The organism is Terriglobia bacterium, from assembly GCA_020072785.1.
In the GTDB taxonomy this organism is placed as follows: Bacteria; Acidobacteriota; Terriglobia; order Acidiferrales; family UBA7541; genus Acidiferrum.
Genome location: JAIQGG010000003.1, coordinates 112,914 through 125,615, shown reverse-complemented (window position 1 = coordinate 125,615; position 12,702 = coordinate 112,914). Strand labels below are relative to the sequence as shown.

5 protein-coding genes and 1 tRNA gene are annotated in these 12,702 nt (G+C 59.9%); 5 read left to right on the top strand and 1 reads right to left on the bottom strand.

The window, feature by feature from the left end; translation table 11 throughout:
• Positions 1-344 precede the first annotated feature (344 nt).
• Positions 345-4,484: a carboxypeptidase-like regulatory domain-containing protein gene (locus LAN61_10795; protein ID MBZ5540991.1), complete on the top strand. Its 4,140-nt coding sequence runs from the start codon at positions 345-347 to the stop codon at positions 4,482-4,484.
• Positions 4,485-4,637: 153 nt separating this feature from the next.
• On the opposite strand, the gene LAN61_10790 is transcribed toward LAN61_10795, so the two are convergent.
• On the bottom strand, positions 4,638-6,110 hold the full coding sequence (locus LAN61_10790; GenBank protein ID MBZ5540990.1) for an RtcB family protein: 1,473 nt from the start codon (positions 6,108-6,110) through the stop codon (positions 4,638-4,640).
• A 126-nt stretch (positions 6,111-6,236) separates the two neighbouring features.
• On the opposite strand from LAN61_10790, the gene LAN61_10785 reads away from it, so the two are divergent.
• The 4 genes from LAN61_10785 to LAN61_10770 all read left to right on the top strand — a co-directional run bounded on the left by LAN61_10785 (position 6,237) and on the right by LAN61_10770 (position 12,533).
• Positions 6,237-6,313, top strand: a tRNA-Pro gene (locus tag LAN61_10785).
• Positions 6,314-6,963: 650 nt separating this feature from the next.
• Complete coding sequence (locus LAN61_10780) at positions 6,964-8,379, top strand: TolC family protein (GenBank protein MBZ5540989.1); 1,416 nt, start codon at positions 6,964-6,966, stop codon at positions 8,377-8,379.
• Positions 8,376-9,431: a hypothetical protein gene (locus LAN61_10775; protein ID MBZ5540988.1), complete on the top strand. Its 1,056-nt coding sequence runs from the start codon at positions 8,376-8,378 to the stop codon at positions 9,429-9,431. The genes LAN61_10780 and LAN61_10775 overlap by 4 nt, the downstream gene beginning before the upstream one ends.
• Positions 9,432-9,440: 9 nt before the next feature.
• Positions 9,441-12,533: an efflux RND transporter permease subunit gene (locus tag LAN61_10770; GenBank protein ID MBZ5540987.1), complete on the top strand. Its 3,093-nt coding sequence runs from the start codon at positions 9,441-9,443 to the stop codon at positions 12,531-12,533.
• Positions 12,534-12,702: the final 169 nt, after the last annotated feature.

The following is a 12,702-nucleotide window of genomic DNA, read 5'->3' as shown; positions in this document are numbered from 1 at the left end:
GCAGTGGGCGGGACGCGACGCGCGGAGCGGAAGCGGTGTCGCTGGTGCGGCTGGACGGCGACGTGCGGGAAACTGCGTGGAGCCGATCCGCAAACTCGCCGCTGTGACGGCGGCGAAACTCATCCATCTTACCAACGGCTGAGTCGCATGTTTGGCGAGGAATGACTCAGGCTTACGCTTGCTTTTACTTGTTCTTGACAATCTCCCGCAGCATGAGTTAGAAGGCTCAGCAGTTAGCCAGCCGGGTTCCGGAACAGACTGATCTTTCTTCGTGCACCGGGAAAGCATGGGTTTTTGGGGACTCGTGGCTTTATATTGCCGCTCAAGTGTTTAGGGGGAGGCTTATGACGAAAACTTTTAAAGGAGCAGGGTGGGCGTGTGTTCTGGCGCTGGGGGTGTTGTTCAGTGCCAGCCCGGTGTGGTCACAGACGGCTTCTCTGTCGGGCACGGTGCTGGACCCGGCGAACGCCAGCGTTGCGGGCGCCCAAGTGACGATCGCGCAGGAAGGCACGGGGCTGACGCGCACGACGGCAACAGAGGCGGATGGAAGATACGTGTTCGCGCAATTGCCTCCGGGAAAATACAAGATCGAAGTGAAGGCGCAGGGATTCAAGACCGCGGCTCGCGAACATGTCGAGGTTCTCGTCGGCATCACCAGTACGCTCGATATCCACCTTGCGGTCGGTGCGGTCACCGAAACGATGGTGGTGACGGAGATGGTGGCGGCGCTGAACACGACGGACGCCAGCATCGGAACACCTATTTCCGGAAAGGAAGTGTCCTCGCTGCCGCAACTGGACATGAATCCGGCGGGGCTGCTCAGCTTGCAGACCGGTGTGGCCTTCATCCCTACGAAATCGGACTTGCCGGGCGGTTACGGAGGGACGAACGACCAGGACGGGCGCAGCGGGTCGGTGAACGGGGCGCGCAGCGACCAGACCAACGTGACGCTGGACGGAGTGGACGCGAACGACCCGCAGAAGGGCTATGCGTTCACGACCGTGCTGCGCGTACCGCAAGACTCGCTGGCGGAATTCCGGACCACCACCACGAGTTATGACGCGGACTCCGGAGGACGCTCCTCGGCGGCGCAGGTGCAACTGGTGACCAAGAGCGGCACGAACAATATCCACGGTACGGCCTACTACGCTCACCGCAACGAAGCGTTTAACGCCAACGACTTTTTCCTCAACCAGGCCGGTATCAAGGAGCCGAAATTCCGCCACCACCTCTTCGGCGGGTCCGCGGGTGGACCGGTGATCAAGGACCGGGTGTTCATCTTCGGCAATTACGAGCGGTTGAAGGAATCGCTGTTTACCTCCGCCGAACGCAGTGTTCCCTCCGTGGCCTTTCGCGATGGAGTCTTCTTTTATCAGTGTACCGACGTGCCCGGCAATGCCCCTTGCGTGCCGCCTGCCGGCGGGTTTGTACAGGGCGTCAGCGGTGCTTCCTATGGAATGGACGCAAACTTGCAGCCCTGCCGCTCCGCCGCGGCGGGTTGCGGGGCCATTCCGGCGGGGTATTACGCGCTGAGCCCGGCGGAGATCCAGGCCATTGACCCGGCGGGAATTGGAGTCAACCCAGCCGTCCTCCAGCAGGATGCCCTGTTTCCCGATCCCAATTCGAGCGGGAGCTTTGACGCGTTGAACATTCTCGGCTACCGCTTTGGGGCCCCCGTGGAAAACCGCTTCAACACCGCCTTCGTGCGCGTGGACGTGCATCTGGACCGGGCGGACAAGCATACGCTGTTCTGGCGCGGGTCTCTGATGCATGACACGGTGAGCACGGATCCGCAATTTCCAGGGGAGTCATCGAGGCAGACGCTGCTGAACAACAACAAAGGATACGCGATCGGATATACGGCGATCCTAACGCCGCGGATCGTGAACAACTTCCGCTACGGACTCACGCGCATCAGCGACAAGTCCAGCGGCATCCGAAATCAAGAGTTTGTAAACTTTCGGTTCATAGACGACCTCCAGGGATATGAGACGGGTGAAGTCTATAATAAGACCAACGGGCGCATCCTGCCGCAGCACCATTTCCGCGACGACGTGAGCTGGACAAGGGGAGTGCACGAATTCAGCTTCGGCGGGGAGATGCGCTTCACGCGCAACGCTACGTTCAACAACTCGAATTCCTACCACCAGTTCCTGATCAACCCATCCTGGATGGCGGACGGGGCGCGGGCCATCGAACCGGGGAATGGGAACTGCGACCGGGCCGGATGCTTCGCGGTTCCCGCCAACGCAAGTGGCCGTTCGTTCCGCGACGCCCTGACTCAGTTGCTCGGGCCCATTACGGAGATCACCGCCTCCTACAATTTCGACAAGACGGGAGCCACGCTGCCGGAGGGACAACCGGTAGAGAGAAGGTTTGCGGTAAACGAATACGAACTCTATGCGCAGGACCGCTGGCGTATGCGATCTGACCTGACCCTGACGTTTGGGCTGCGCTACTACCTCCCTTCGCCGCCGTGGGAGACTAATGGCAATCAGGTTGTTCCCACACCCAGCCTGAACACATGGATGACCTGCCGCGAACAGGCCATGAACAAGGGCCTGCCGACCTCTTCGTGCGGGCTTATCTCCCTTGATCTGGGGGGACCCGCCAACGGCAAGCCCGGATATTACAGCTGGGACAAAAATAATTTCTCGCCGCGGGCCGCCTTTGCCTGGACGCCCAGGTTCAAGGACGGGTTGCTGGGCAAAATCTTCGCGGATGGCAAGATGTCCATCCGGGGCGGCTATGGACTGGTATACGACCGCATCGGAAACGGCCTTGCGACTTCTTTCGACCAGACCGGATCGTTCGGGCTTTCGACCAACATCGACAGTCAGCTGGGCGGATGCGGTTTTAGTGCCACGGACTCTTCCTCGACCGGGGGAGTTGCCTGTGCCCGCTACAGCGGTCCTTTTGACACAGCCGCGGCCAAGGCGCAAAGTCTGCAGCCCTCTCCCGGCGGAGGATTCCCCACCACCCCGCCCTCGGGATTGCTGACCGTGACCGCGGGTCTGGATGACAAGATTCGCACGCCGTACGCGCACACGTTTGATTTTTCGATTGCGCGGCAGATGCCCTGGAACATGACGCTCGAAGCAGCCTATGTGGGCCGCCGCGGACGCAAGTTGAGCATGATTCGCGATTACGGCATGCCCGCGGATATGAAGGATCCCGCCACGGGTGTCAGTGCCTTGCAAGCTGCCCGCGGTTTGGTTGGCTATGCCGAACAGCACGCCAACGATCCGTACCAGGGGCTGCTGACCATCGGCTCTATTCCCTATTGGCAGGATATCTTCCCGGCCTTTGGCCCCACTGGGATCAATGGGGGCTGTCTGCAATTTAATGTCTTCGGCCTCACGACCAATGCGGACAGTTCTCCCGTCGGGTCGGGGGGGCTGCCCTGCGGCTACTCGGCAACGCAGGTGGCTTATGACTACATGATCGGCTATCACGGAACGGCCGCAGGCGGGTCGGGTTTCGGCGCCAGCACGTTCTGGCAGGATGTGGACTACGGCGGGCTTTATATAGCAAATTCGGGAATGCCAGCTTATCCGACCTGCGCCTCCGGGACAGATCTGAATGGCGACGGATTCAAGGACTGCCCCAACAGCTATTTCCCAGCCCAATACGTAAACCTGCACACGTGGACGACCATCGGATGGTCGGAATATCATGCCTTGCAGCTGAACCTGCGCAAGCAGACCACCCACGGCATTTCCTTCGTCCTGAACTACACGTTCTCGAAGTCGCTGGATACATCCTCGACTCCGGAGCGCCAGGACATTATTGGCGGGGCCTGGACGGGCGGGTACACGGGAACCACCATTAATGCCTGGGATATCGCGCAGGAGTATTCCTACTCGGACTTCGATTCGCGGCACCAGTTGAACGGGTACTACATCGTTGATCTGCCGTTCGGCAGCGGGAAGAGGCTGGGCGGGTCGGCTGCGGGCTGGCTGAACCAGATCATCGGCGACTGGCAGATCTCCGGGATCGTGCACGCCAACAGCGGACTACCGGCGAATATCGTCAACGGGCGGACGTGGCCCACGAACTGGGATCTCCAAGGGAACGCCACCTGCGCGCCCGCCGGGGCATATCCCTTCGGGCTGGCCACCGGCCCGTGCCCGGCGACACAAAACGTGCATGGACCGAAGCCGAACATGTTCGCCAATCCGAGTGCGGCACTGGCCATGTTCCGCTTCACAGCACCGGGCTTCCGCGGCCAGCGCAACGTTATCCGGGGGGACAAGTATTTCAGCACGGACATGGGCATCAGCAAGAAGTTCAAGCTGCCCCGCGAGGGCATGAGCCTGAACTTCCGGTGGGAGATCTTCAACCTGACCAACTCGGCGTACTTCGATACGGGCGGAAACAATCCGGTGAGCTCCAGCATCGAAGACTCGGCAACGTTTGGCGACTATCACAGCACGCTTGGTTCCTCGCGCCAGATGCAGGCCACGCTGCGGCTGATCTTCTAAGCCGGACATCGGAGCGAATTCAGCCCGCCGGGAAGCGCAAGCTTCCCGGCGGTTTTGTTTTTCTCGAATGATTGCCGACACAGCAGTGGGCGCACCGCGACTGCTGTCCGGGCCAAGGCAAGCCCGCAGCTACAGAGGCGAGAGACTTGCAGGCTAACCCTTGATGACGCCCATGGGCTTGAGGCGGGCGACGCGGCGCGCGAGGCCGGCGCGGTGGACGACGTCGATGACGGCGTCAATGTCCTTGTAAGCTTCGGGGACTTCTTCGAGGACGCCGTCGCGGGTTTCCGAGCGCAGGAGGACGCCCTGGGCTTCGAGTTTCTGGGTTTCGTCGCGGACGTTGCGGCCGCGCTTGGCGGCGGTGCGGGACATGGCGCGGCCGGCGCCGTGGCAGACGGTGCCGAAGGTTTCATCCATGGCGCGCTGGGTACCGACGAGGACGTAGCTGGCGGTGCCCATCGAGCCGGGAATGATCACGGGCTGGCCCACGCTGCGGTACGCGGCGGGGATGAATAGTGAGCCGGGGGGGAAACAGCGGGTGGCACCTTTGCGGTGCACTAAGATGTCGGCCTCGCTGTGGTCGAAGCGGTGGTGTTCGGTCTTGGCCATGTTGTGGGCCACGTCGTAGACGAGGCGCAGGCGCACGGCGTCGCCGAGGATGCGCTGGAAGGCGCGGCGGGTGAAGTGGGTGATGACCTGGCGGTTGGCCCAGGCGAAATTTGCGGCGGCGGCCATGGCGCCGAGGTAGGCCTGCCCCTCGGGGGATTGCGAGGGGACGCAGGCGAGCTGGCGGTCGGGCAGGGTGATGTTGTACTTGCGCATGGCCTCGTTCATGGTTTTGAGGAAGTCGGTGCAGACCTGGTGGCCGAGGCCGCGCGAACCGCAGTGGATGAGCACGACGACCTGGCCTTCGTGCAGGCCGAAGACATCGGCGGTGGCCGGTTCGTAGATTTTTTCGACGTACTGCACTTCGAGGAAATGGTTGCCGCTGCCGAGTGTGCCGAGTTGGGTGCGGCCGCGCTTCTTGGCGAGGTGGGAGACCATGGAGGGGTCGGCGCTGGACAGGGCGCCGTGCTCCTCGCAGTATTCGGTGTCAGATTCTTCGCCGTAGCCGTGGTCGACAGCCCAGGCGGCGCCGCGCGCGAGGACGTCGTCGAGTTCGGGGAAAGTGACGGGGATGGGGCCCTCGGCGCCGGTGCCGGAGGGGATGTCGCGGAAGAGTTGATTGACGAGGGTGCGCAGTTTGGGGACGTTCTTTTCGTAGTCGTCGCGGGCCAGGAGGGCGTCACGCTCGAGATTGCTGGCGAGCAGGCGCACGCCGCAGTTGATGTCGAAGCCCACGCCGCCGGGGGAGACCACGCCATCGCTGAGGCGCGTGGCGGCCACCCCGCCGATGGGGAAGCCGTAGCCTTGGTGCATATCGGGCATGGCCAGGGAGCGGCCGACGATGCCGGGGAGAAAAGCGACGTTGATGGCCTGGTCGATGGAGAGATCGCCGAGGATCTGCGCGAGGAGCTTTTCGTCGGCGTAGATGAGCGCGTCGGTGCGCATGCCTTCGCGGGTGTTGCGTGGAACGAGCCAGCGCAAGTCGTCGAGCTTCTGCAGCGCGCTGCGTGGAATGGGCATGGCCGTGCGGGGAACGGGCGCAGGGCGCCTCGCGGGATATTGCCGGGCGCGTCTAGCCGCCGCCCTCCAGCTATGTTAGTCTTTAATATCTGCACAGGCCAGTGGAAAGGGTCTGGGCAGGACTGTCGGGGCGTAGCGCAGCCTGGTAGCGCGCCTGGTTCGGGACCAGGAGGCCGAAGGTTCGAATCCTTTCGCCCCGACCATTCCCTTCTATCAAATCATTGTGTTACCGCGCAAATTTTGCGTGCACGCAAGTCTTTTTCCCTACAAGGCACTCATTGATTGGTATCGGTCCGATTCGCCTCCCAATTGTCCCATAAAATCAGGGCCGTACTCTCCCAATTCAGCTTGGCCGCGAGTTTTTTGTCAAGGTTTTGGGAGCAGGATTCGTGTTTTGCAACGAAAGGGACCAACCTACCCGGTCATTGTTGCAACGTGATGCTGGAAGTGCCTATACTGACTAAAGGATGCAGAAAAGGCTTTGCCAAGTCGCGGTCGTGCTTCTGCTGGTCACGTATTTGTGTGGCCCTGCGTTCGAGAGGGTAGACCACTGGGATCATTTTCCCCAGAGTGGAAAGGATATCGTCCTCAACTTAGTTGTTGTTGCCGTCTCTCTCGGTGCTGTGGCCGCGCTGTCGCATCTTCTGCGCGGCATAATTCGCAGGCCACGCAAAGAATCCGCTCTGCCGCCTGCTCCCTTGTTGGAAGAATTTTCATATTCAGCCTGCTCACGTCCGTTCCTTGGGTTATCTCCGCCCCCTCTCCGCATCTAGAACAATCCTCGCGCTGGCTGTACTGGCTGTCCCCGATGGCCTGAGCAGTCGTTCCCCATTACTGTTGCGCGGGAGTCCTTATGAATTCTGTCAGAGCATTGAGTTTGTCGCTGGTCGTCTCTCTCTTGATGGCGGGGTGTGCGATGCAGAAGTATCGCAAAGCACCCATATCGCCCGCTGAAAGCGCCGCAAGTCTGGAATCCAGAAACCTTCAGGATGCCGGTCTGCGGGAGTTTTTGGAAAGGAATCTTGGCCATCAGCTAAGCTCGTGGCCACCGAAGAGCTGGGACCTCGGTTCGCTGACGTTTGCGGCCTTCTATTTCAGCCCCGAAATGGAAATGGCTCGGGCGCAAACCAACGTGGCGGCGGCCGCTGTTATCACAGCAGGAGCGCGTCCCAATCCCACCTTGAGTGTAACTCCTGGAGTGCCTAGTCCGTATTTGTTCGGACTAGATTTCGCGATCCCGATCCAAACAGCAGGGAAGCGCGGCTATCAAATACTTCAAGCGAAAAACTGGAGTGAAGCGGCCCGGTTTAAGCTGGCCAATACTGCGTGGACGGTTCGAAGCAAAGTTCGCACGGCCCTGCTTAATTACCTTGTCGCTGTTCGAAGTGCGGACCAGTTGCGTTCGCAAGAGAGCATTCTGTCTGACCGCGTGCAACTGTTGGAAAAAAGGCTTGCTGTTGGCGAAATCTCTCGTCCAGGAGTGGATTTGGCGCGGATCGATCTAGCAAACACACATTTGGCGGTTCTTCGCGCCGAAAGCCAAATAACGCAGACTCGGGCGGCGCTAGCCGCTGCGATTGGCATCCCCGTTGCGGCTCTGAATGGTCTGGAGTTTACGTGGCCAACCTTTGAGAACCCGCCCAGCCTCGACTCTCTCGCTTCCGGGGGAATCCCGCGGGAAGCAGTGCTAAACCGCTTGGACGTTCGACAGGCTCTTGCTCAATATGGCGCTGCGGAAGCCAGCCTTCAACTCGAAATCGCCCGGCAATATCCCGATGTTCAAATCGGGCCGGGCTACCATTATGAAGAAAGCCACAACTTCTTCACGGTCGGACTCTCGGTCACCCTTCCGATCTTCAACCGCAACGCGGGACCGATTGCCGAGGCGGAGGCTCGGCGCAGAGGAGCCGCAGCCAATTTCCTCGCGACGCAAGCCCGTGTGATAGCGGAGACCGAAGCGGCAGCGGCAAGTTACAGCGGAGCGTGGAAAGAGCTTGCGGAAACGAAAGCATTGCAGAAGCTTCATAGGGCGCGAATTCAGTTAACGGAGAAGGCGTTTAAGGCTGGTGAGTCAGGGCCGCTTCCGCTCAGCGGCGAGCTTCTCCAGGGCGCTCTAGCGGCGGGTGCGGAAGTGGCTGCACTCTATCGCACCCAAATTGCTCTGGGAAGCCTGGAGGACGCTATCCAGCGTCCACTGGAACCCGGCGACATTCCGCCACTCGGCCCACAATCCCCTGTTGTGAAGAATCACGCGAAGGAGAAAAAGTGATGAAGACAAACGGGAAGTGGCTATTCGGAGCAGGCCTTGCGCTGATTCTGGCGCTCATTTTGACTCTCACTCTCGTTCCGGGCCGGAAAGTGGCAGCCGATCAAGGGGATGAAGGCGACACAGAAGAGGCGAACAAGACGCCGTCAAAGATTTCCATCCAGAACGGACAAACGATCCTCACCCTCGATGCCGATACGCAATCCCAAACGGGAATCACCGTGACTCCTCTCCAAGCGCTCACTTCACGCGAGCAGGTGACTGCCCCCGCAATCGTCTTATCAGGCCAGGAACTGGTCACTGCACGCGCTAAATACGTGGCCGCTACAGCCAATCTAGAGAAGGTGCGGGCGAACATGGAGGTGACACAACTGGAGTATGACCGCCTGAAGACTTTGTACCAAGACCAGCAGAACGCCTCACAGAAGGATTTACAGGCTGTGCAGGGCGTCTTGCGCTCGGACCAAGCGGACGCTGAGGCTGCTATGCAGGATTTGTCGTTGCAAGCGGCAGCGGTGCGCCAGAGTTGGGGCGACGTGGTCGCAAAGTGGGTCGTCGACGACGCGCCTGCGCTGGGTGGCATTCTCGCCCAACATGCGTTTCTGGTGCAGGTGACGTTGCCTACAGGCGTAGGCTGGACGGCTCCCAGAACGATCTCACTCGAAATCGCGGAATCGACCCAAATCGAGGCGAAGCTGATTTCACCTTTTCCCAGAGTCGATCCGCGAATTCAGGGCCTCAGCCTCCTTTGTATTACTCGTGATCATCCTGGTCTCGCGCCGGGGCTAAACCTAATCGCTCGCTTGACGGTCGGCCGGCCGATGCGCGGAGTGCTGATTCCACAATCGGCGATCGTATGGTGGCGGGGGAGCGCCTGGGTGTATCAGCAGAACGCACCCGGTCGCTTTGTCCGTCGCCTGGTTCCCGCTGAGACGCCGCTCGCGAACGGACTCTTCGTTGCAAGGGGCTTTTCACCCGGAGACGAGATCGTCGTCCGGGGAGCGCAGGCGCTCCTGTCCGCGGAGTTCCGTTCGCAAATCCAAGCGGAGGACTAACTGCCCCCCATGCTCTCATCCATCGTTCGGTTCTCGCTTCGCTTTCGCGGCATTGTTATCGCGCTCGCCTGTGCGCTGTTCGGCTATGGTGTTTACTCGCTGACGCAGGCGCGGTACGACGTCTTCCCGGAGTTCGCACCGCCGCAGGTCGTAATTCAGACCGAGGCGCCGGGACTGGCTCCTGAACAGGTCGAAGTCCTGGTCACGCAGCCGATTGAAAACGCGGTCATCGGGGTTTCGGGAATCGATTCCCTCCGATCCGGCTCCGTCCAGGGACTCTCCTTGATCACTGTGGTCTTTCGTCCGAGCAGCAGCATTTACCTTGACCGACAGGTCGTTGGCGAACGACTGTCCACGCTCACCGGGCGGCTACCAACTGGAGTCAGTCCGCCAGTGATGACCCCGCTCACTTCTTCGACGAGTATTGTGATGGCCGTGGGACTCACGTGGCCTAACCATCCCCTGATGGACCTGACTACGGTTGCAGACTGGACACTCAAGCAACGGCTCTTGGCCGTGCCGGGAGTGGCCAAAATCGCGATCTTCGGAGAAGAGGCCCGCCAAATCCAACTTCAATTTATCCCCCAGCAGCTTATTCGGTACGGATTGACGGTCGATGACGTCATCGCTGCCGCGCGTCAGGCAACCGGCATTCGCGGGTCCGGTTTCGTAGACACGCCCAATCAGCGGATTGTGCTACAGACCGAGGGTCAGTCGAGCACAGCGGAGCAAATCTCCCGCGTCGTTCTTCTCCACCGCAACGGAGCGAACGTCACCTTGGGGGATGTCTGTCACGTGGTTGACGCTCCTGCGCCGCCTATTGGCGCAGCCTCGATCCGAGCCGAGCGCGGCCTCATATTGATGGTTTCCTCGCAGTACGGAGCCAACATGCTCGAAGTTACGCGGGGACTCGACCAGGCGCTCGCGGAGCTTCGTCCCGCTCTTTCGAAACAGGGAATCGTCGTACATCCCGATATTTTTCGTCCGGCTGACTTCATCGAGACGGCGCTGCGCAACGTCCGATCATCCTTGCTCATCGGGGCCGCGCTGATTGTCGTGGTGTTGTTCTTGTTCCTCTTCAACCTGCGTACGGCGGCGATCTCCTGCACTGCCATTCCCCTTTCGCTGCTGGCGGCGGTGATCGTGCTCGAAAAGCTCGGTTTCAGCCTGAACACCATGACTCTGGGTGGATTGGTGATCGCCATCGGAGAGGTCGTGGACGACGCTGTTATCGACGTGGAGAACATCTATCGGCGACTGCGCGAAAATCGCGCATCCGAATCTCCCCGATCCGTGTTACAGGTCGTGTTCGATGCTTCACTCGAAGTACGCAGCGCCGTCGTTTATGCCACTTTCGCGGTGATTCTTGTTTTCTTCCCGGTGCTCACGATGTCGGGCCTCGCGGGCCGCATTTTTGCTCCTCTTGGCACAGCCTACATCTTGGCAATCTTGGCCTCTTTGGTGGTGGCTTTGACCGTGACGCCTGCTCTTTGTTTTCTTTTGTTAGGTGATCGTGATCTTCCGCCTCAGGAGCCGCCCATCGTTCGCTGGTCAAGGGCTAGATATCAAAAGCTGTTGCTAGGAGTCGAAAAGTCGCCGCGACTCGTGATTGCGGTCGTTGCCGTTATGATTGTTCTCGGCGTTGCCATTCTGCCTTTTCTGGAAGGTTCCTTCCTTCCGCGTCTACAAGAGGGAAACCTCACGGTGCATATGACGACGGTTCCGGGGACTTCCGTTGAAGAATCATCGCGTTTGGGCGACCGCGTCACTCACGCGCTCTTGGGTATTCCTGGTGTGCGCTCGGTAGCTCAGCGGGTGGGAAGGGCTGAACTTGCCGATGATGTTGCCGGAACCCACTCAAGCGAGTTTGACGTGAGTCTTAACGCTCTCAACGGAACGCGAATGGCAGCCGCACAGAAGGACATCAGGAGCGCGCTCTCAAAGTTTGCCGGCGCGACCTTCTCGGCGAACAGCTTCCTCACGGAACGCATTAACGAGACACTCTCCGGCTACACCGGCGGAATCGTGATCAATATCTTTGGCAACGATCTCGACCGGCTTGACCACGAAGCACGAGAAGTCACTCGCACGTTGAGCCGTATTAAAGGTGCTACCGGAGTTCAGCTTCAGTCGCCGCCGGGAATGCCGCAGGTTGTCGTCCGCTTGCGGAAGGATGATCTTGCACGCTGGGGCTTCGACGCAGTGCATGTCCTTGATGTGGTGCAAACCTCCTTTGGCGGAGACATCGTTGGCCAAGTCTATCAAGATAATCGAGTGTTCGACGTCTCCGTAATTCTCGCGCCGTCTGAACGCAATAGCGTGCAGGAAATAGGCGCCCTTCCGCTGCGAGGACCTGACGGGAACTATGTGCCACTTCGGCAGCTTGCTGACATCTACGAAACCTCCGGGCGCTACATGGTCCTGCACCAAGGCGCACGCCGAGTGCAGACAGTGACGTGCAATGTGCAGGGACGTGACCCGACTTCGTTCGTAACCGAAGCCCGGAACCACATTTCCAAACTATCATTTCCACCCGGGACTTATGTGGAATTCGCTGGCACGGCAGCCGCCCAGTCTCAATCCCGCCATGATCTGTTGGTCCACGCGCTGCTGGCGGGACTGGGGATCGTGCTGCTCCTCTCGGTGGTCATGGGGAACTACCGCAATCTGCTACTGGTCCTTGCGAACCTGCCCTTTGCGCTTGTGGGAGGCGTCCTGGCTGTCGTAGCCACGGGCGGGACGTTATCGCTCGGATCGCTCATCGGTTTTGTAACCCTCTTTGGAATCACGCTGCGAAATTCCATCATGATGATTTCTCATTATGAGCATCTTGTGGGCGCGGAAGGAATGGATTGGGGCTTGAAAACTGCACTTCGGGGCGCAAGTGAGCGCCTCGCACCGATCCTGATGACCGCGCTCGTTACCGGCTTGGGGCTGCTTCCTTTGGCGCTTGGCAGTGGCGCACCGGGCCGCGAGATCGAGGGTCCGATGGCCATTGTGATTCTTGGCGGTTTATTGACGTCGACCGCGCTGAACTTGCTGGTTCTACCGAGCTTGTCATTGCGTTATGGCCGGTTTGAGAGGCTGGAACGCGAACTTTAGAGAGGCGAACGGGGAGAAGTCCACTGTCCAACACCGATGGTAATAAGATGATGCGTTAGAGACAAGTTAGGTACAACTAAGAAAGGAAAAATAACGCCCTTCGTCCGGTAAGCGGCGCCAGAGAAAGCGTTCATGGGATTTGGTGTTCATAGTTCGGGACCAGGAGGCC

Bases quoted from the DNA above. Each gene is read 5' to 3' on its own strand.
- LAN61_10795 (MBZ5540991.1), top strand. From the start codon at position 345: ATGACGAAAACTTTTAAAGGAGCAGGGTGGGCGTGTGTTCTGGCGCTG.
- LAN61_10790 (MBZ5540990.1), bottom strand. From the start codon at position 6,110: ATGCCCATTCCACGCAGCGCGCTGCAGAAGCTCGACGACTTGCGCTGG.
- LAN61_10780 (MBZ5540989.1), top strand. From the start codon at position 6,964: ATGAATTCTGTCAGAGCATTGAGTTTGTCGCTGGTCGTCTCTCTCTTG.
- LAN61_10770 (MBZ5540987.1), top strand. From the start codon at position 9,441: ATGCTCTCATCCATCGTTCGGTTCTCGCTTCGCTTTCGCGGCATTGTT.